Here is an 18,797-nt window from a genome sequence, read left to right on the forward strand (position 1 = left end):
TCAGCGGCTCACAGCTCGTGGCCGAGCGTGGAACCGAGCCGCGTCACCAGGTCGTGGGCCGCGTCCGGGATCACCGTTCCGGGCGGGAACACGGCCGCGGCGCCCGCCTCCAGGAGCGCGTCGACGTCCTGCGGCGGAATCACCCCGCCCACCACGATCATGATGTCCTCGCGCCCCTCGGCGGCCAGCTCCTCGCGGAGCGCCGGGACGAGCGTGAGGTGCCCGGCGGCCAGCGACGAGACGCCCACGATGTGCACGTCCGCCTCGACCGCCTGCCGGGCGACCTCGCCCGGCGTCTGGAACAGCGGGCCGACGTCCACGTCGAAGCCCAGGTCGGCGAAGGCGGTCGCGATCACCTTCTGGCCGCGGTCGTGCCCGTCCTGGCCCATCTTGGCGACCAGGATGCGCGGACGCCGCCCCTCCGCCTCCTCGAACGCGTCGACCAGTGCGCGGGTGCGGTCCACGGCCGGCGATTCCCCTGCCTCGTTGCGGTACACACCGGAGATCGTACGGATCTGGCCCGCGTGCCGGCCGTAGACCTTCTCCAGGGCGTCCGAGATCTCGCCCACGGTCGCCATCGCGCGGGCCGCGTCCACGGCCAGGGCCAGCAGATTGCCCTCCAGACCGGGTCCCGGGTCGCGCTCGGCGGCCGCGGTCAGCGCGCGCAGCGCGTCCTGGCACGCCTGCTCGTCGCGCTCCTCGCGGAGCCGGCGCAGCTTCTCGATCTGCTGGGCGCGCACGGAGGAGTTGTCGACCTTGAGGACGTCGATCTTCTCGTCGGTCTCGACGCGGTACTTGTTGACGCCGATGACGGGCTGGCGGCCGGAGTCGATGCGGGCCTGGGTGCGGGCGGCGGCCTCCTCGATGCGGAGCTTCGGGATGCCCGCGTCGATGGCCTTGGCCATGCCGCCTGCGGCCTCGACCTCCTCGATGTGCTGCCAGGCCCGCCGCGCGAGGTCGTACGTGAGCTTCTCCACGTACGCGCTGCCGCCCCACGGGTCGATGACCCGGCCGGTGCCGGACTCCTGCTGGAGGAGGAGCTGGGTGTTGCGGGCGATGCGTGCGGAGAAGTCGGTGGGCAGGGCCAGCGCCTCGTCCAGGGCGTTGGTGTGCAGCGACTGGGTGTGGCCCTGGGCGGCGGCCATCGCCTCGACGCAGGTGCGGGTGACGTTGTTGAACACGTCCTGCGCGGTCAGCGACCAGCCCGACGTCTGCGAGTGCGTCCTCAGCGACAGCGACTTGGCGTTCTTCGGCTCGAACTGCTGCACGAGCTTGGCCCAGAGGAGCCGGGCGGCGCGCAGTTTCGCGATCTCCATGAAGAAGTTCATGCCGATCGCCCAGAAGAATGACAGCCGCGGCGCGAACGCGTCGACGTCGAGCCCCGCGTCCCGCCCGGCACGCAGGTACTCCACCCCGTCGGCGAGGGTGTACGCGAGCTCCAGATCGGCCGTCGCCCCGGCCTCCTGGATGTGGTAGCCGGAGATGGAGATCGAGTTGTAGCGCGGCATCTTCTGCGAGGCGTACGAGAAGATGTCGGAGATGATCCGCATCGACGGCTTCGGCGGATAGATGTAGGTGTTGCGGACCATGAACTCCTTCAGAATGTCGTTCTGAATGGTCCCGGCCAGCTTTTCGGGCGGTACGCCCTGCTCCTCGGCGGCCACGATGTACAGCGCGAGGACCGGCAGCACGGCCCCGTTCATCGTCATCGACACCGACATCCGGTCCAGCGGGATGCCGTCGAAGAGCTGACGCATGTCGTAGATCGAGTCGATCGCCACGCCCGCCATACCGACGTCGCCCGTCACCCTCGGGTGGTCGCTGTCGTAACCGCGGTGCGTCGGCAGGTCGAAGGCGACCGACAGACCCTTCTGCCCGGCCGCCAGATTCCGCCGGTAGAAGGCGTTGGACTCCTCAGCCGTCGAGAAACCCGCGTACTGACGGATCGTCCACGGCTGGTTCACGTACATCGTCGGGTACGGACCGCGCAGATACGGCGCGATCCCCGGATACGTACCGAGGAAGTCCAGGCCCTCCAGATCCCGGCCGGTGTACAGCGGCTTGACCGAGATGCCCTCCGGGGTCTCCCACAGCAGGTCGCCCACCGAGCCGCCGGAGGACTCCTTGACCGCGGCGCGCCACTGGTCCTCGGTGACCTCGGGGGCGCTGCCCGGCCCGAGCCCGATGTCGGAGAAGTCGGGGATACGCATTACGCCACACCCATCCGGTCGAGAAGGGAAGAGAGCACGGCCACCGCGTCGCAGCCGGCGAAGACGTACTCGTCCACACCGTCGTACGCGCCGGGGCGCCCCGCCAGATACACGCGCCGCGCGCCCGCCGCGACCAGCGCCGCGGCGGCCTCCGCCGCCTGTTCGGCGTAGAGCGCGTCGCTGGAGCACAGGCACGCGATGTCCGCGCCCGAGGCGGCGAACGCCCCGGCCACCGACGAGGGGTCCACCCGCACCGGCTCGTGCACCGGCTCGACGCCGCCCGCCTGGAACAGGTTCGCCGCGAAGGAGACCCGCGCGGTGTGGACCGCCGCCGGGCCCAGCGCGGCGATGAACACACGCGGCCTGCTCCCGGTCGCCGCGAGATGGGCGTCCGAGCGGGCCCGCAGCGCCTCGAACGCCTCGTCGCGCCGGACGACCGGAAGGCCGCCCGGGGCCGGGGCCGCCGGGAACGGCTCACGCTCCACCGGGCGCTCGGCCAGCAGCGGGAACTCGCTCACCCCGGTCACCGGCTCCTTACGCCGTGCCAGGTCCTTGCTGCGCGCCGCCCAGGTCGCCGCGATCCGCTCCGCGACAAGACCCGAGCCCAGCGCGGCCGCCTGACCGCCCGCCCGCTCGATCTCCTGGAAGAACGACCAGGCCGCCTCCGCGAGTTCGTCGGTCAGCCGCTCCACGTACCAGGAACCGCCCGCCGGGTCGATCACCCGGGCGAGGTGCGACTCCTCAAGGAGGATCGTGGAGGTGTTACGGGCGATGCGCCGGGCGAACGCGTCGGGCAGGCCCAGTGCGTGATCGAACGGCAGGACGGTTACCGCGTCCGCCCCACCGACGCCCGCGCCCAGGCTCGCCAGTGTGGTCCGCAGCATGTTCACCCACGGATCGCGCCGAGTCATCATGACCGGCGACGTCACCGCGTGCTGCCGCTGCGCCCCGGCGCCGGGTGCCCCGCAGACCTCGGCGACCCGCGCCCACAACCGCCGGGCCGCCCGCAGCTTGGCGATCGTCAGGAACTGGTCGGCCGTCGCCGCGTACCGGAACTCCAGCTGCCCGCACGCAGCTTCGATGCCCAGCCCGGCCTTCGTCAGCGCCCGCAGATAGGCGACGCCCGTGGCCAGCGAGGCGCCCAGCTCCTCGGCCGCCGAACCGCCCGCCTCGTGATACGGCAGCGCGTCCACGACGAGAGCGCGCAGCCCGGGATGCTCCTCGGAGCACCGCCGAGCCCAGCGGACGGCCTGCGTCAGGTCGGGCTCGGTGCCCTCGCGCGCGGCCCGCCCCAGCGGATCGGCGCCGAGGCTGCCCCGTACCTGTCCGGCCGGGACACCGCGTTCGGCGTGCAGCCGCAGCAACTCGGCAGCGGCGTCGTCCAGTTCCGCCCCGGCGTCCAGGACGATCGGCGCCAGGTCGAGCAGGACGCCGTCGAGCGCCCGCGCCAGACCGGAGACCGGCACCCCCGCGGTGCCCCCGACGGCCAGCCACAGCGAGGTGACGCCGTTCTCCAGGTCCGCGAGCACGGCCTCGTTGAGCCGGGCGGGGTCGGTGAACGCGTGCCGCTGGCGTACGCCCCAGCCGCCCGCCGTACACCCTTCCGGCTTGCTGCCGCGGGTGAACGGGGCGAAGCCCGGGAGACCGGCATCGGGCGCGTCGTCGCGCGAGGTGTAGAGGGGCCGGGTGATGAGCCCGTCCTCCACCGTGGTGGACAGTGCTTCCTCGGCGGCCGGTCCCGACACTTCCTTGCCCGATTTGCGCAGCACGCCTTCGACAAGGCTCTGCCACTGCTCATGGGCGGGCTCGGGGAATCCGGCGGCCAGCGGAAGCCCGTCAGCAGGCTGGACCGTCATGGCCCAGATGCTAGGGCAGCTCCCGGGGGAGGAGCAGTGCGTCGGCCTGTGACCTTGCCCTCCCCCAGCGCACTTGATCCTTTACGTACTGTCGCGTAGCCACGCGCCCCGGTTATGCAGTCATTTGTCGCAGTGCGGGCCGTAATGCCCGAAGTTATGCTGCTGCCAATCCATTCATGCGGAGAGGACGCACCCGTGACCGTGGGACCAGTGGAATACCTCGTCGTCGCGTTTCCCGGCAGCCGGTTCACGGGCGCCATCGCGCCCGCGCTGGCCGACGCGGTCGCCTCGAAGGCGGTGCGCATCCTGGACCTGACCTTCGTGCAGAGGTCCGAGGACGGCACCATCCAGGCCGTCGAGCTGGACGATCTCGACCCGGACGACCTGGTCTCCTTCGAGCCGGTCGAGGGCGAGGTCAGCGGCATGCTCAGCAGCGAGGACATCCGGCTGCTCGGCGAGCGCGTGCCGCCGGGGAGCTCCGCAGCCCTGATCGTCTGGGAGGACCTGTGGGCCGTCCCGCTGGCCGAGGCCGTCCGCGCGTCGGGCGGGCAGGTCATCGCCCACGAACGGATTCCCGCCGAGGTCGCCGAGGCCGCCGCCTCCGCCGCCGGCCACGAGAGCTGACGCCCGTACCGGAAGGGGAACACGCCATGCCGATCTTCCGAGGACCCGGAATGAACCGCCGCGGACCCGGCCTCATCGGGGCCGCCGCGCGCACCGCCGTCATCGCCGGCACCGCGTCCGCCGTCACCGGGCGCGTCCAGCAGCACCAGCAGAACCGGTTCGCCGAGCAGGAGGCGGAGCAGTACGCCGCGCAGCAGCCGGTGCAGCCCGCCCCGCAGCCCGCGGCGCCGCCGGCCGCGGCACCGGGTGAGGACATGATCGGGCAGCTGGAACGGCTGGCCGCGCTGAAGCAGCAGGGCATCCTGACCGAGGACGAGTTCGAGGCCCAGAAGGCACGGCTGCTCGCCGGGTGAGGAAGGTGGAGCGGGGCGTCCGCCCCGTCGCCCCTTCCGCCCGCGCGCATGACGGCGACGCCCGGCCGGCGACCACCGCGAACAGTGCGTACCGGGGGCCGTTCCGCGCGGCTCCCGGCTGCCCGCGCGGCCGTTCGATGATCTCCGGCGTTTTACTTTGTCGATGTGACGACATCATGCGACTTTGATCCGGCCAGGCCGAAATCAATTCGGATGCGCGCCGGGAAAAGAGGAAATCCATCGTGCAAACCGTCAGGGCCGTCCCGACCGTTTCCGCCCTCAATCTGCGCGATCTCGGCGGCATCACGCTGGGCCCGGGCCGTCAGGTCCGGCCGGGAGTGGTGCTGCGCTCCGGCCGGCTCGGCGGACTCGACCCGGTGGACGCGGCGGCCGTGGCCGCGCTCGGCATCCGTACGGTCGTCGACCTGCGCACCGCCGACGAGCGGGGCTCGGCCCCCGACTCCCTGCCGCCCGGCGCCCGGCTCTTCGTCGCCGACGTGCTGGGGGACAACCCGGGCGTGACTCCCGCCCGGTTCCGTGCGCTGCTCGCCGACCCCGTCGAGGCCGAGCGGCTGCTGGGCAACGGCAAGGCGGAGGAAGCGGTCGCGCGGTCATACCGGCAACTGGTGCTCTCGCCGGGGGCCGCGGCCGCGTACCGCGCCTTCGTCGACACGGCCGCCGACCCCGCCGCGCGGCCGGTGCTCTTCCACTGCGCCACCGGAAAGGACCGGGCCGGCTGGGGGGCCGCCCTGCTGCTCCTGATCCTCGGCGCCTCGCGCGATGTCGTGCGACAGGAATTCCTCGCGGTGAACCCGGTGCTGCGGGTCGTCGGACGGCCTTACGTGCAGGGCTTCCTCGACGCCGGCGGAGATCCGGACATCGCCTCGGCCATCATCGAGGTCCGCCCCCGATACCTCGAAACGGCCCTGGCCGCCATGGACGAGCGCTGGGGCGGCCTGGACGGCTACGTACGCGACTGCCTGCGCGTGCCCGGCCCCACGCTGCGACGGCTGCGCAGCGAACTGGTCGTCTACACCGGCCGGTAGCCCGTGGTTGTCCCCGGACAGCACGCTGCCCCGGCACACTCGGTGCCGGGGCAGCGTCCGTCTGCCGTGCTTGTGTCAGACCTTCAGGAGCCGTTCCGTGAGGTCGCGGTAGTGCTGGAGAGTGATCCGCAGTTCCTCGGTCCGCGCCCCGGGGTCGCCGCCGTCCCCCTCGCCGACGTGCAGGGAGCTGCGGCGCTCCTTGAGGGCGCTGGTGAGTCCGGCGACCACCGCGTCGAACGTGGACTCGGCCTCCTCCACCGCCCGGTGCGGGCTCTCCACGAAGTCGGTCACCGCCTGGTGCAGCCGGTGGGCCAGCTTGTCCTGGTCGCCGGCCGGGAGGAGAGGGTCCGCGCCGCCGTGAGCGGTGTGCGCCCGGCCGTCCCCGTCCGGCGTGTGCGGCCGTTCCGCAACCGCGGTGTCCATGCCCCTGTCATTGCGTTCGAGGTCCTTCTCGGCGAGCGGGACCGGGGTGACCGCCGGGGGAGCGGAGGGCGCCGTCCGGGGCGGACGGGCCGAGGTGTCGTCGGAGAAGTACGGGGAGCCGCCGTGAGCGGACCGGTCCTCGGTGGCCGGACGGCTCGTGGGTGCGGCCGGGGGCCGCGGGACGGGGTCGGTTTCCCTGGTCATGCCGTGCCACTTCCTTCCGCGTGGTGCTTGTCCCGGCGGACCGGGCGGTCCGTGCCGTTGGATACGAGGACGTCGAAGAGGCCCCGGGCCTCGACGAGCGCCGTCCGCAGCTGCTCCGTGTCGGACTCGCCGCGCTGGGCGGCATGCACGCGCCGGTAGCCGTGGACGTGCTTGGCGTGGTGGACGGAGAGCGCGTCGCTCTGCTCCTCGAAGTCCTTGCCGTCGGGGAAGCCCATGTCCCGGGCCAGCTCGGCGAGCAGCGTGTCGGCCTCGGCCACCGCCTGCTGCGGCGAGTCGACGAACCGGTCCTGTACCCGCGCCCAGCGGGCGACGTAGCGCTCCCGCTCCTCGGGCGCCAGCGGGCGCTCGTCCAGCGAGCCGTGCCGCTTCAGCCGTTCGTTCAGTTCGTGTTCGGCGGCCTTGGTGTCGCCGTCGTGCCGGGCCACGACACGCTCGTACTCCGGTCCGAAACGCCGCCGCAGTCCGTGGCCGCCGTTCTTCCGGCCGACGACGAGGAACGCTCCGGCGGCCACCACCACGACGACCGCCAGGATGATCACGAGGGTCGTCATCGTCCCCACCCCCGGCGGTAGTCGGTCCGCGGGTCGCTGTGTTCCACTCCCACCACCCCTTCGGGTTCGGTGCCCGGCGTGCCTTCCGGCCGGGCGTGACGCTCGTGTACCCCGGCGAACGCGTTCGAGACGCGCCGGGCCCGGTATCCGCCGCAGGCCCCTCGGTAGGGTGGGGAGCGCCGCAACAGGCGTACACCGAGAGGGGATCACGGTGACCGAGCGCAAGCCCGCGGGCGTCAGCTTCGAATCATGGGTGGACCAGCAGATCCGGGAGTCCGAGCGGAAGGGCGACGTCTCGAAACTGCCCGGGTTCGGCAAGCCGATCGAGGCGCTGAGCGCCCCGTACGACGAGGCGTGGTGGATCAAGTCGAAGATGCAGCGCGAAGGGGTGTCGGTGCTCCCGCCGGCGCTGGCGCTGCGCAAGGAGGCCGAGGACGTCGTCGCCGGGCTGCCGGAGATCCGGACCGAGGCGGAGGTCCGCCGGGTGGTGGACGAGGTGAACGAGAAGATCCGCGCGGCCGTCCGCAGACCGCCCCCGGGCCCGCTGCTGAATCTGCGCCCCTTCGACGTGGACGCCCTGGTGGCGGAGTGGCGCGCCGAACGCGCCGCCCGCTGAAGGGCCCGGGGCCGTCCCCGAAGGGGATGCGTGATACTCGCCCCATGAGATCAAGCGTTACGCCGACGGGCCGCCGGGCATCCGGCGGCCCGGTCCGCGTCAGACGGGCGACCGCGCGCGACGCCAGGCGCCTCACCCGGCTGGTCCGGTCCTCGCGCGCCTACGAGGGCCCCTATGCGCCGATGGTCGCCGGGTACCGGGTGGGGCCGGACTACATCGAGGCCCATGAGGTCTTCGTGGCCGTGCAGGAGGCGACGGAACGTGTGCTCGGCTTCTACGCGCTCGTCCTGGACCCGCCCGAGCTGGACCTGCTCTTCGTCGCGGACGACGCCCAGGGCACCGGCACCGGACGTCTGCTGATCGGCCACCTGCGGGTGGAGGCGGAGGCGCGGGGGCTGCCCGGCGTCCGCGTCGTCTCGCATCCTCCGGCGGAGGGGTTCTACCTGGCGATGGGCGCCGAGCGTACCGGCACCGTACGGGCCGCGCCGCCCGCGGTGATGTGGGACCGGCCCGAACTGGTCCTGCCGGTCGCCTGAGCCGCGCCCTCAGCCGTCCGCCGCGCGGTGCACGTCCGTGACGGTGAAGAGCCCGCCGTCGGGGTCCAGGAGCGTCGCCTCCCGGCCCTCGGGCTGCGACAGCTCCTCCACCAGGGAGCCCCCGTGCTCACGGGCCCGTTCCACGGCGAGGGTCACGTCGTCCACCGGGAAGTTCACCTGCCAGTGCGGGCGGACCAGCGGGTCGGGCGCGGCCTCGACCGCGCCGGAGCTGATCCGGGCCAGCTGGCGGCCCCCGCACTGGACGATCACCTCGTCCTTCGCGTACGACACCTCGCAGGCCCCCGGCTTCCCGCTCGCCCAGTCCAGCACCTCCCCGTAGAAGATCGCGGCGTCGAAGGCGCTCCGGGTGCGCAGCCGCAGCCAGGCGTGCGCGTGGCCGTCCGGGGCGGGCGGGGACGTCGCCGGCGCGGTCCGCTCCCAGATGCCGAACCCGGCCCCGTCCCGGTCGGCGGCCAGCGCGCCGCGCCCCTTGCCGAGCGTCAGCGGGCCCACCGCCACCGTGCCGCTGCGCTCCCGGATGCGGGAGGCGGCCACATCGGCGTCCCGGACGGCGAAGTAGGGCGTCCAGGCCACCGCGACCCGGAAGGCGGTGGCCACGGCCCCGATGCCGGCGACCGGCACGTCTCCGCGCCGGGCCACCGAGAAATCGTCGCCGAGCCTGCCCGGGCGGAAGCTCCAGCCCATCACCGGGCCGTAGAACTTCTGGGCGGACTCAAGATCGCGGGTCATCAGATTGACCCAGCAGGGAGCGGCGGATCCGGTCAGGGCCGCACGCGCGGGCGCCGTGCCGGAGGTGCTTGGGGTCATGGTGCCACTGCCTTCATGGGGGACGCGGCAGATGTGCCGACGGGCTTCGGGGCCGTCACCAGCCTCGCCGGGGGCGGCCGCTCCCGCAAACGCGACGCCGCCGCCCGCCGGGGCGGGCCGGGTCAGTCGCGCTTGTCGTCGTCCTCGTGGCGGATCGGCTCGTTGCCGTGCTCACCGAGCTCGTACGGGGACAGGCCCCGGCCGTTCTCCGGGAAGTGGTCGTCACCGTGGACGTCCGGCTTCTCCTCGTGGCTGCGGTGCTCGGGGCCGACCGGCTGCTCGTCCGGCCGGGGCGGGGGCAGTTCCTGGTCGTGCCGTCGCTTGCCCAGCAGGAAAGCGCCGATCAGCATGATCACCAGGAGCACGCCGATCACGCCCATCACGACGCCCGTCGCGCCGCGTCCGTCCGCGAGAGTGACCGCCAGGGAATTCAGGGCTCCATCCGAAACGTCCATGCTTGCCGGATACCCCAGGACACAGGCGTCACTCGGTCCGGCGATCGAATTCATGTTTTAAGTGGATATGGGAGCCGAAAATGTTTCGCGGGTGTGAGCCCGGGCCGCGCCGGGCACGCGAGGGAGTCCGGGCCGCTCCTGTCGCCGCCGCTCGCGCGCGGGTTCAGCCTGGTTATGACGGCAATGCCCTTCGGAAGGAGCCGCGGTGAACAGCGCACAGGACAAGCGACAGACCACGGAGGACCACCACGACCAGGAGGTGTCGGTCGTCCTCAGCGAGTGCCCCGAGGAGGATGCGCGCACTGTTTTCGACGTGCTGAGGGCCGCCTTCACCACCGACCGTTCCTCCGCCGACGTACCCCACGAGACGACGGGCAGGCGGCCCACGGCGTGGGCCGCGACCGTGGACGTGTCCGAGGCCCGGGTGGTCTCGGGGTCTGTGACCCTCGGCGTCCCCGTCACGCTCGATGTGCAGGGCGGCTACCACGCGGTGGACCGGCTCAGGGGCGGACTGGCCGACGCCTTCGCCGTCCGGGTGGTGGGCACGGTGTCGGGGGACCAGGAGGAGGAAGTGCGGCTGCGCCTGGAGAACAAGTAGGCCGAACGCCGCGTGCGGGGCCGCGAGGAACCCGAGGCATCGCCTGCATCTGGTAGAAATCGGACAAAGTGACCTCGTCGAAAGGTGTCGCGCGTGGACCCGGCCAGTTCGTGGGAGGGCGGCGCCGCAGAGGCGCCCGGCGACCTCCCCTCCGCCACCCTGACCCTGCACATCAACGGCACCGAGCGCACCCTCACCCTCGACCACCGCACCACCCTCCTGGACGCCCTGCGCCACCACCTGGACCTCACCGGGGCGAAGAAGGGCTGCGACCACGGCCAGTGCGGCGCCTGCACCGTCCTCGTGGACGGCCGCCGCGCCAACAGCTGCCTCCTGCTGGCCGTCGCCCACGACGGCGCGCGCATCACCACGGTCGAGGGCCTGGCGGACGGCGACCGGCTGCACCCGCTCCAGGAGGCGTTCCTGGAACGCGACGCCTTCCAGTGCGGCTACTGCACACCGGGCCAGCTCTGCTCCGCGGCCGGCGTCCTCGCCGAGGCAGGCCAGGGCCATCCCTCGCACGTCACCCCGCACGACGCACCCGTCGCCACCCCCGCCCGGCTCGGCCCGGAGGAGATCCGGGAGCGGATGAGCGGCAACCTCTGCCGGTGCGGCGCCTACCCGCGCATCGTCGAGGCCATCGAGGACGTGGCGTCGTGAAACCCTTCGCCTATCTGCGCGCCGAGACCGTCACCGACGCGGTGCGCGCCTGCGTCGCCCACCCCGGTGCCAAGTTCCTCGGCGGCGGCACCAACCTGGTCGACCTGATGAAGCTCGGGGTGGAGACCCCCGGCATGCTGGTCGACGTCAGCCGACTGCCGCTGGACCAGGTCACGGACACCGCCGACGGGGGCCTGCGCGTCGGCGCCACCGTACGCAACAGCGACCTGGCCGCGCACCCCGTCGTACGCACCCGCTACCCCGCCCTGTCGCAAGCCCTGCTGGCCGGCGCGTCCGGACAGCTCCGCAACATCGCGACCACCGGCGGCAACCTCCTCCAGCGCACCCGCTGCCCCTACTTCCAGGACACGTCCAAGCCCTGCAACAAGCGCGAACCCGGCACCGGCTGCCCCGCCATCGAGGGCAGCCACCGCGACCTCGCCGTCATCGGGCACTCCGAGGAGTGCGTCGCCACCCACCCCTCGGACATGGCCGTGGCCCTCGCCGCGCTCGACGCGGACGTGGTGCTGCACGGGCCGGAGGGCGAACGGACCGTCGCCGTGACCGATTTCCACCGGCTGCCCGGCGACAACCCCGACGCCGACACGGTCGTCCGGCCCGGCGAACTCGTCACCGACGTCCTGCTCCCACCCCTGGCCGACGGCACGGTCTGCCTCTACCGCAAGGCCCGCGACCGCGCCTCGTACGCCTTCGCCCTGGCCTCCGTCGCCGCCGTCCTGCGCGTACGCGACGGGCGCGTCGAGCACGCGGCCCTCGCGTTCGGGGGGCTCGCCCACCGGCCCTGGCGGGCCCGCGCGGCGGAGGAGATCCTGCGCGGCGCACCCGCCACCGACGCGACCTTCCTGCGGGCCGCCGACGCCGAGCTGGCCGCGGCCCGCCCGCTGCGCGACAACGCGTTCAAGGTCCGCCTGGCCCGGCACCTGGCCGTCGACGCCCTCGCCGAACTCACCGCCCGCACCTGAAGAGCCGAGGATTCCGCCATGAGCCACGCCCCCCAGCCGCTCGGCGCGCCCGCCGTCCGCCGCGAGGGCCGCGCCAAGGTGACCGGCACCGCGCGCTACGCCGCCGAACGCGGCCTGCCCGGCTGCCTGTACGCCTGGCCGGTGCCCGCCACCGTGCCGTCCGGCCGGGTCACCGCCGTCCGCACCGTCGACGCCCTCGCCCAGCCGGGCGTCCACAGCGTCCTCACCCACGACAACGCGCCGCGCCTGGCCGAGCCGGACGACCCGATCCTCGCCGTCCTCCAGGACGACCGGGTGCCCCACCGCGGCTGGCCCGTCGCGCTCGTCGTCGCCGACAGCCTCGCGAGTGCCCGGGCCGGCGCGGCCGCCCTGCACATCACCTACGAGACGACCCCGCACGACGCCGTGCTCACCGAGGACCACGCGGGGCTCTACACCCCGGAACAGGCCAACGGCGGCTACCCCGCCGTCCGGGAACGCGGCGACTTCGACCAGGCCTTCGCGGCATCGCCCGTACGCGTCGACGTGACGTACACCCTGGAGCCGCTGCACAACCACCCCATGGAACCGCACGCCTCCACCGCTCACTGGTCGCCCGCCGGCCACCTCACCGTGTACGACTCCAGTCAGGGCGCCACCAAGGTGCGCGACAGCCTCGCCGCCGCCTTCGGCATCGGGACCGACCGGGTCACCGCCGTCTCCGAGCACGTCGGCGGCGGCTTCGGCTCCAAGGGCACCCCGCGCCCGCAGGCCGTGCTCGCCGCGATGGCCGCCCTGCACACCGGCCGGCCTGTCGAACTCGCGCTGCCCAGGCGGCAGATGCCCGCGCTCGTCGGTCACCGCGCACCCACCGTGCAGCGCGTGAGGCTCGGCGCCGGGGCGGACGGCACGCTCACCTCGGTCGCCCAGGAGATCATCACCCACACCTCCCGGATCAAGGAGTTCGTGGAGCAGGCCGCCGTGCCCGCCCGCGTCATGTACGGCTCGCCGCACAGCCGCACCACGCACCGGGTCGCCGCACTCGACGTGCCCACCCCGTCGTGGATGCGCGCCCCGGGCGAGGCCCCCGGCATGTACGCCCTGGAGTCCGCGATGGACGAACTCGCGGCGGAACTCGGCATCGACCCCATCGAGCTGCGGCTGCGCAACGACCCGGCCGACGAACCCGACTCCGGCAAGCCCTTCAGCAGCCGGGGCCTGGCCGCCTGTCTTCGCGAGGGCGCCGAACGCTTCGGCTGGCGGGACCGCGACCCCGCCCCCGGCGTCCGCCGCGAGGGCGCCCTGCTCCTCGGCACGGGCGTCGCCTCGGCCACGTACCCCGTCTACGCCAGTGCGAGCCACGCCTCCGCGCAGGCGGCCCCCGACGGCACCTACCGCATCGCCGTCAACGCCACGGACATCGGCACCGGCGCCCGTACCGTCCTCGCCCAGATCGCCGCCGAGGCACTGGGCGCACCGCTGGACGACGTGGCCATCGACATCGGGGACAGCGACCTGCCCGACGCCCCGCTGGCCGGCGGTTCGTCCGGCACCGCCTCCTGGGGCTGGGCCGTGCACAAGGCGGCCTCCGGGCTCGCGGAAGAGCTCGCCGCGCGCAACGGCCCGCTCCCCGCCGAAGGGGTGACCGTCACCGCCGACACCACCGAGGAGACCGCCGAGACCTCCCCGTACGCCCGCCACGCCTTCGGGGCGCACTTCGCCGAGGTCGCCGTCGACACCCGCACCGGCGAGGTCCGGGTGCGCCGGATGCTCGGTGTCTTCGCGGCCGGCCGCATCCTCAACCCCCGTACCGCGCGCTCCCAGTTCACCGGTGGCATGACCATGGGCATCGGGATGGCCCTGACCGAGGGCTCCACCCTGGACCCGGTCTTCGGCGACTTCACCGAGTGCGATCTCGCCTCCTACCACGTCCCCGTCTGCGCCGACGTGGCCGCCGTCGACGCGCACTGGATCGAGGAGGACGACCCCCACCTCAACCCGATGGGCAGCAAGGGCATCGGCGAGATCGGCATCGTCGGCGCCGCCGCGGCCGTGGGGAACGCCTTCCGGCACGCGACCGGAGTCCGGGCGCGCGCACTTCCCCTCACACCCGACCGGGTGCTCGCCCACCTGGCCTGACGCGGAAGCACCGGTCACCCCGGGTGCGCGCTCCGATATGTTGCGCGACCGGCCCAGCCGGGTCACCCTGTGGAGTGACCCAGAAGAGACATCTGCTCACTCTTCGTATTCGGGGGTCGTTGGTTCAACGAGGCGAAGTCGTGGGCCTCGATGTGAGGAGCCTCGACGATGACCGTTCCACTCGACCGGCACTATCTGGTCGAACTCCAGGTTTCCGCAGACCGTGTGGACCAGCTGCGACGCATAGTCGCGGCCCATCTGCGCCACTGGAGTCTCGAACTCCACGTACGGCCCGTGTGCCGTGCCGTGGAGGAGCTGCTGACCAATGTCCACCGGCATGTCGGTGACGACAACCGCTGCGTCGTCGAACTCCGGTGGTCCGGACGGCACCTCACGGTCTCCGTCGCCGACAACGGCTCCGAGATGCCGCGGCTGCTCCACGAGGGCGGCGGCCTGAGCCGGGTCATGGCCCTCAGCGACAGCTGGGGCACCTGCCGGACCGCCGACGGCAAGGTCGTCTGGTTCACCCGGTACGCCCAGGAGCCGCAGCACATCGAGCTGGTGCCGCTGCCGCCGCTGCCCGGCGTCCGCGAGTTCCGCCGCCCGCCGGCCGCGGTCGCGGAGATCCCCGAGCCGGTCCCGGCCGCAGCCGACGAGACCGCCCCCGTCCGCGACGCCGCCCCGGCGCTCGTCTGAGACGTACGGCCCCGCCCCCCGAAACCCCCGTCCGGCGCGGATCGCATGTCCCGAGCATGCATGATCCGCGCCGGACGGGTATGCGGTGGCGGGGGCGCGCCGTGCCACGGCCCGCGTTGCGGGTGGGCCCGCCGCGCGGCACGGTCGAAGTACCGAGGCAAGGAGGCCACAGTCATGCCCATCGCGACGGTCAATCCCGCGAACGGCGAGACGCTCAGGACGTTCGACGCGCTGGAGGACGACGAGATCGAGAAGCGGATCGCCGCGGCCGACGCCGCCTTCCGTGACTACCGCACCACCACGTTCGCCGAACGGGGCCGGCTGCTCGACCGGGCCGCCGACCTCCTGGACGAGGACCAGCAGGACATCGCCCGCACCATGACCCTGGAGATGGGCAAGCCCGTCAAGGCCGCCCGCGCCGAGGCCGCGAAGTGCGCCAAAGCCATGCGCTGGTACGCCGCGCGCGCCGAGGAACTGCTCGCCGACGAGCACCCCGCCGCCGCCGATGTGGAGGACTCCGGCGCGGTGCGCGCGTACGTCCGCTACCGGCCGCTCGGCCCGGTCCTCGCCGTGATGCCGTGGAACTTCCCGCTGTGGCAGGTCGTGCGCTTCGCCGCGCCCGCCCTGATGGCCGGCAACACGGGCCTGCTGAAGCACGCGTCGAACGTGCCGCAGACCGCGCTGTACCTCGGCGACCTCTTCCGCCGCGCCGGCTTCCCGGCCGGCTGCTTCCAGACCCTGCTCGTCGGCTCCAAGGCCGTCGAGGGCATCCTGCGCGACCGCCGGGTGGTCGCCGCGACGCTCACCGGCAGCGAACCGGCCGGCCGCTCCGTCGCGGCCATCGCCGGTGACGAGATCAAGCACACCGTCCTCGAACTCGGCGGCAGCGACCCGTACCTGGTCCTCCCCTCGGCGGACGTCGCCAAGGCCGCCCGCACCGCCGTCACCGCCCGCGCCCAGAACAACGGCCAGTCGTGCATCGCCGCCAAGCGGTTCATCGTGCACACCGAGGTCTACGAGGAGTTCGCCGAACGCTTCACCGTCGGCATGCGCGAGCTGACCGTCGGCGACCCGCTGGAGGAGTCCACCGACGTCGGGCCGATCGCCATGGAACAGGGCCGCGCGGACCTCGCGGCGCTGGTGGACGACGCGGTGAACCGGGGCGCCGAGACGCTGTGCGGCGGCGGACGCCCCGAGGGTCTGGGCGGCGGCCTGGAGAACGGCTGGTTCTACGCGCCCACCGTCCTCGCCGGCATCACACCCGAGATGCGCGTCCACCGCGAGGAGACCTTCGGCCCGGTCGCCACGCTCTACCGCGTGGACAGCCTGGACCAGGCCGTCGAGGTCGCCAACGACACGCCCTTCGGGCTCAGTTCCAACGTCTGGACCCGCGATGCCGAGGAGGCCGAACGCTGCGTCCGGGACCTCCGGGCCGGCGGCGTCTTCTTCAACGGCATGACCGCCTCGCACCCCGCACTGCCCTTCGGCGGGGTGAAGCGCTCGGGCTACGGGCGCGAGCTCGCCGGACACGGCATCCGCGAGTTCTGCAACGCCACCACCGTCTGGTACGGCGCCGAGCCCCGGTGACCGTCCGCGCGACGCCCCCGAACCGCCCCGCTGAGAGGTGACCATGAGCGACGCCCCGCCACCGTCCGGCCCGTCCGACCAGGAGCTCGACGCGCTGGACGCGCACTGGCGGGCTGCCAACTACCTGGCCGTCGGGCAGATCTACCTGATGGACAACCCCCTGCTGACCCGGCCCCTCGCCCCCGAGCACATCAAACCCCGGCTGCTCGGCCACTGGGGCACCTCGCCCGGGCTCAACCTCGTGTACACGCACCTCAACCGCCTCATCAGCGCGCGCGGAACACCGGCGCTGTGCATCTGGGGCCCCGGCCACGGCGGTCCCGCCGTCCTCGCCGGCTCCTGGCTGGAGGGCAGCTACGCGGAGGCGTACCCGGACGTCAGCAGGGACGCCGAGGGCATGGGCCGGCTGTTCAAGCAGTTCTCGTTCCCCGGCGGCGTCCCCAGCCACGTCGCCCCCGAGACCCCCGGTTCCATCCACGAGGGCGGCGAGCTCGGCTACTCCCTCGCCCACGCCTACGGCGCCGCCCTCGACCACCCCGAACTGCTGGTCACCTGCGTCATCGGCGACGGCGAGGCGGAGACCGGACCGCTCGCCGGGTCCTGGCACGCCAACAAGTTCCTCGACCCGGTCCACGACGGGGCCGTCCTGCCGGTGCTCCACCTCAACGGCTACAAGATCGCCAACCCCACGGTCCTCGCCCGCCTCCCGCACACCGAGCTCGACGCCCTGCTGCGCGGCTACGGACACGATCCCCTCTACGTGGAGGGGGACGAACCGCGCGCCGTGCACCGGGCGATGGCCCTCGCCATGGACCGCGCCGCCGACCGCATCGCGGAGATCCAGGCCGCCGCCCGTACCGGCGGGGAGACCGACCGGCCGCGCTGGCCGATGATCGTGCTGCGCACCCCGAAGGGCTGGACCGGGCCCGCCGATGTGGACGGGCTGCCCGTCGAAGGCACCTGGCGGGCCCACCAGGTCCCGCTGCCCGGCGTCCGGGAGAACCCGGACCACCTGCGCCGGCTGGAGGCGTGGATGCGGTCCTACCGGCCGGACGAGCTCTTCGACGCCGACGGCCGCCCGACCGCACAGGTGCTGGCCTGCGTCCCCGAGGGCGCCGCCCGCCTCGGTGCCACCCCGCACGCCAACGGCGGCCTGCTCCTGCGCGATCTGCCCGTCCCGGACCTCGACGGATACGCCGTCCCCGTGGACCGGCCCGGCACCACGCTCCGCGAGCCCACCCGCGTACTGGGCGGGCTCCTCGAAGCGATCATGGCGGCGACGGCGGACCGCAGGGACTTCCGGCTCGTCGGCCCCGACGAGACGGCGTCCAACCGGCTCGACGCCGTCTACGGGGCCAGCGGCAAGGCCTGGCAGGCCCGCACCCTTCCGACCGACGAGCACCTGTCGCGGGACGGCCGGGTCATGGAGGTCCTGTCCGAGCACCTGTGCCAGGGCTGGCTGGAGGGCTATCTGCTGACCGGGCGGCACGGGCTGTTCTCCTGCTACGAGGCGTTCGCGCACATCGTGGACTCGATGGTCAACCAGCACATCAAGTGGCTGCGCACCTCGCGCCGCCTCGCCTGGCGCCGCCCCATCGCCTCGCTCAACTACCTGCTCACCTCGCACGTCTGGCGCCAGGACCACAACGGGTTCTCGCACCAGGACCCGGGGTTCGTGGACCACATCCTCAACAAGAGCCCCGAAGTCGTACGCGTCTACCTGCCGCCCGACGCCAACACCCTGCTCTCCGTCGCCGACCACGCCCTGCGCAGCCGGGACTACGTCAACGTCATCGTGGCCGGCAAGCAGCCGGGCTTCGACTGGCTCACCCTCGACCAGGCCCGGGCGCACTGCGCGCGCGGCGCGGGGCTCTGGGAGTGGGCGGGAACGGAGGACGGCAGCCGCGAGCCCGACGTGGTCCTCGCCTGCGCGGGTGATGTACCCACGCTGGAGACCCTGGCCGCCGCCCAGCTGCTGCGGCAACATCTGCCGGAGCTGGCGGTACGGGTGGTCAACGTGGTCGACATGGCCCGGCTCATGCCGAACTCCGAGCACCCGCACGGCATGACGGACTCCGAGTACGACGCGCTGTTCACCCGGGGCAAACCGGTCATCTTCGCCTACCACGGCTACCCGTGGCTGATCCACCGGCTGGCCTACCGCCGCACCGGCCACAGCGAGCTGCATGTGCGCGGCTACAAGGAGGAGGGCACGACCACCACGCCCTTCGACATGGTCGTCCGCAACGACCTCGACCGCTACCGGCTGGTCATGGACGTCATCGACCGGGTCCCCGGCCTGGGCGTGCGCGCCGTGGCGGTGCGTCAGGAGATGGCGGACACCCGCACCCGCCACCACGCCTGGATCCGCGAACACGGCACCGACCTGCCAGAGGTGGCCGGCTGGTCCTGGGAGGGCTGACCCGCTACCC

18 protein-coding genes are annotated in these 18,797 nt (G+C 73.0%); 12 read left to right on the plus strand and 6 right to left on the minus strand.

What is annotated here, in order from left to right; genetic code table 11:
- Positions 1-8: 8 nt before the first annotated feature.
- Both scpA and mutA read right to left on the minus strand, forming a co-directional pair.
- On the minus strand, positions 9-2,210 hold the full coding sequence (gene scpA / locus ACZ6C6_RS06760; protein WP_469199818.1) for a methylmalonyl-CoA mutase: 2,202 nt from the start codon (positions 2,208-2,210) through the stop codon (positions 9-11).
- Positions 2,210-4,066 (minus strand): methylmalonyl-CoA mutase small subunit, encoded by a 1,857-nt coding sequence (gene mutA / locus ACZ6C6_RS06765; RefSeq protein WP_469199820.1) that lies wholly within the window; start codon positions 4,064-4,066, stop codon positions 2,210-2,212. Before mutA ends, scpA begins: the two co-directional genes overlap by 1 nt.
- A 195-nt stretch (positions 4,067-4,261) precedes the next feature.
- On the opposite strand from mutA, the gene ACZ6C6_RS06770 reads away from it, so the two are divergent.
- The 3 genes from ACZ6C6_RS06770 to ACZ6C6_RS06780 all read left to right on the plus strand — a co-directional run bounded on the left by ACZ6C6_RS06770 (position 4,262) and on the right by ACZ6C6_RS06780 (position 6,089).
- Positions 4,262-4,690, plus strand: coding sequence for a DUF6325 family protein (locus ACZ6C6_RS06770; RefSeq protein ID WP_365677392.1), 429 nt, complete (start codon positions 4,262-4,264; stop codon positions 4,688-4,690).
- A 50-nt stretch (positions 4,691-4,740) separates the two neighbouring features.
- Entirely contained in the window at positions 4,741-5,043 is a 303-nt protein-coding gene (locus tag ACZ6C6_RS06775; RefSeq protein WP_469199822.1) for an SHOCT domain-containing protein, read from the plus strand.
- Positions 5,044-5,285: 242 nt separating this feature from the next.
- A complete protein-coding gene (locus tag ACZ6C6_RS06780) occupies positions 5,286-6,089 on the plus strand; it encodes a tyrosine-protein phosphatase (RefSeq protein ID WP_469199824.1) in 804 nt (267 codons plus the stop codon).
- Positions 6,090-6,164: 75 nt separating this feature from the next.
- On the opposite strand, the gene ACZ6C6_RS06785 is transcribed toward ACZ6C6_RS06780, so the two are convergent.
- Positions 6,165-6,716: a hypothetical protein gene (locus ACZ6C6_RS06785; RefSeq protein ID WP_469199826.1), complete on the minus strand. Its 552-nt coding sequence runs from the start codon at positions 6,714-6,716 to the stop codon at positions 6,165-6,167.
- The gene (locus tag ACZ6C6_RS06790) at positions 6,713-7,297 is read right to left on the minus strand and encodes a hypothetical protein (protein WP_469199828.1); all 585 of its coding nucleotides are present in this window, start codon (positions 7,295-7,297) and stop codon (positions 6,713-6,715) included. The genes ACZ6C6_RS06785 and ACZ6C6_RS06790 overlap by 4 nt, the downstream gene beginning before the upstream one ends.
- 202 nt (positions 7,298-7,499) lie before the next feature.
- Between ACZ6C6_RS06790 and ACZ6C6_RS06795 the strand changes: the two genes are divergently transcribed.
- Both ACZ6C6_RS06795 and ACZ6C6_RS06800 read left to right on the plus strand, forming a co-directional pair.
- Complete coding sequence (locus ACZ6C6_RS06795) at positions 7,500-7,904, plus strand: DnaJ family domain-containing protein (RefSeq protein ID WP_469199830.1); 405 nt, start codon at positions 7,500-7,502, stop codon at positions 7,902-7,904.
- 44 nt (positions 7,905-7,948) lie between these two features.
- Positions 7,949-8,440, plus strand: coding sequence for a GNAT family N-acetyltransferase (locus ACZ6C6_RS06800; RefSeq protein ID WP_469199832.1), 492 nt, complete (start codon positions 7,949-7,951; stop codon positions 8,438-8,440).
- A gap of 9 nt (positions 8,441-8,449) precedes the next feature.
- On the opposite strand, the gene ACZ6C6_RS06805 is transcribed toward ACZ6C6_RS06800, so the two are convergent.
- Together ACZ6C6_RS06805 and ACZ6C6_RS06810 are read right to left on the minus strand one after the other, a co-directional pair.
- Positions 8,450-9,268, minus strand: a complete 819-nt coding sequence (locus tag ACZ6C6_RS06805; RefSeq protein WP_469199834.1) for a VOC family protein — start codon at positions 9,266-9,268, stop codon at positions 8,450-8,452.
- A gap of 122 nt (positions 9,269-9,390) precedes the next feature.
- The gene (locus tag ACZ6C6_RS06810) at positions 9,391-9,723 is read right to left on the minus strand and encodes a DUF6479 family protein (protein ID WP_018102885.1); all 333 of its coding nucleotides are present in this window, start codon (positions 9,721-9,723) and stop codon (positions 9,391-9,393) included.
- Positions 9,724-9,928: 205 nt separating this feature from the next.
- Between ACZ6C6_RS06810 and ACZ6C6_RS06815 the strand changes: the two genes are divergently transcribed.
- The 7 genes from ACZ6C6_RS06815 to ACZ6C6_RS06845 all read left to right on the plus strand — a co-directional run bounded on the left by ACZ6C6_RS06815 (position 9,929) and on the right by ACZ6C6_RS06845 (position 18,787).
- Entirely contained in the window at positions 9,929-10,321 is a 393-nt protein-coding gene (locus tag ACZ6C6_RS06815) for a hypothetical protein (RefSeq protein WP_469199836.1), read from the plus strand.
- Positions 10,322-10,414: 93 nt separating this feature from the next.
- On the plus strand, positions 10,415-10,981 hold the full coding sequence (locus ACZ6C6_RS06820; RefSeq protein WP_469199838.1) for a 2Fe-2S iron-sulfur cluster-binding protein: 567 nt from the start codon (positions 10,415-10,417) through the stop codon (positions 10,979-10,981).
- Complete coding sequence (locus tag ACZ6C6_RS06825; RefSeq protein ID WP_469199840.1) at positions 10,978-11,964, plus strand: FAD binding domain-containing protein; 987 nt, start codon at positions 10,978-10,980, stop codon at positions 11,962-11,964. The genes ACZ6C6_RS06820 and ACZ6C6_RS06825 overlap by 4 nt, the downstream gene beginning before the upstream one ends.
- 18 nt (positions 11,965-11,982) lie before the next feature.
- Positions 11,983-14,082, plus strand: coding sequence for a xanthine dehydrogenase family protein molybdopterin-binding subunit (locus tag ACZ6C6_RS06830; protein ID WP_469199842.1), 2,100 nt, complete (start codon positions 11,983-11,985; stop codon positions 14,080-14,082).
- 168 nt (positions 14,083-14,250) lie between these two features.
- Entirely contained in the window at positions 14,251-14,778 is a 528-nt protein-coding gene (locus ACZ6C6_RS06835) for an ATP-binding protein (protein ID WP_469199844.1), read from the plus strand.
- 174 nt (positions 14,779-14,952) lie between these two features.
- Positions 14,953-16,365 (plus strand): NADP-dependent succinic semialdehyde dehydrogenase, encoded by a 1,413-nt coding sequence (locus ACZ6C6_RS06840; RefSeq protein ID WP_469199846.1) that lies wholly within the window; start codon positions 14,953-14,955, stop codon positions 16,363-16,365.
- Between the two features lie 43 nt (positions 16,366-16,408).
- Complete coding sequence (locus tag ACZ6C6_RS06845; protein WP_469199848.1) at positions 16,409-18,787, plus strand: phosphoketolase family protein; 2,379 nt, start codon at positions 16,409-16,411, stop codon at positions 18,785-18,787.
- Positions 18,788-18,797 lie beyond the last annotated feature (10 nt).

Source organism: Streptomyces sp. NPDC041814 (assembly GCF_055590565.1).

What these genes read in the sequence shown, in the direction of transcription:
- scpA (WP_469199818.1), bottom strand. Translation starts at nt 2,210, where the DNA reads ATGCGTATCCCCGACTTCTCCGACATCGGGCTCGGGCCGGGCAGCGCC.
- mutA (WP_469199820.1), bottom strand. Translation starts at nt 4,066, where the DNA reads ATGACGGTCCAGCCTGCTGACGGGCTTCCGCTGGCCGCCGGATTCCCC.
- ACZ6C6_RS06775 (WP_469199822.1), top strand. Translation starts at nt 4,741, where the DNA reads ATGAACCGCCGCGGACCCGGCCTCATCGGGGCCGCCGCGCGCACCGCC.
- ACZ6C6_RS06785 (WP_469199826.1), bottom strand. Translation starts at nt 6,716, where the DNA reads ATGACCAGGGAAACCGACCCCGTCCCGCGGCCCCCGGCCGCACCCACG.
- ACZ6C6_RS06800 (WP_469199832.1), top strand. Translation starts at nt 7,949, where the DNA reads ATGAGATCAAGCGTTACGCCGACGGGCCGCCGGGCATCCGGCGGCCCG.
- ACZ6C6_RS06805 (WP_469199834.1), bottom strand. Translation starts at nt 9,268, where the DNA reads ATGACCCCAAGCACCTCCGGCACGGCGCCCGCGCGTGCGGCCCTGACC.
- ACZ6C6_RS06810 (WP_018102885.1), bottom strand. Translation starts at nt 9,723, where the DNA reads ATGGACGTTTCGGATGGAGCCCTGAATTCCCTGGCGGTCACTCTCGCG.
- ACZ6C6_RS06830 (WP_469199842.1), top strand. Translation starts at nt 11,983, where the DNA reads ATGAGCCACGCCCCCCAGCCGCTCGGCGCGCCCGCCGTCCGCCGCGAG.
- ACZ6C6_RS06835 (WP_469199844.1), top strand. Translation starts at nt 14,251, where the DNA reads ATGACCGTTCCACTCGACCGGCACTATCTGGTCGAACTCCAGGTTTCC.
- ACZ6C6_RS06840 (WP_469199846.1), top strand. Translation starts at nt 14,953, where the DNA reads ATGCCCATCGCGACGGTCAATCCCGCGAACGGCGAGACGCTCAGGACG.
- ACZ6C6_RS06845 (WP_469199848.1), top strand. Translation starts at nt 16,409, where the DNA reads ATGAGCGACGCCCCGCCACCGTCCGGCCCGTCCGACCAGGAGCTCGAC.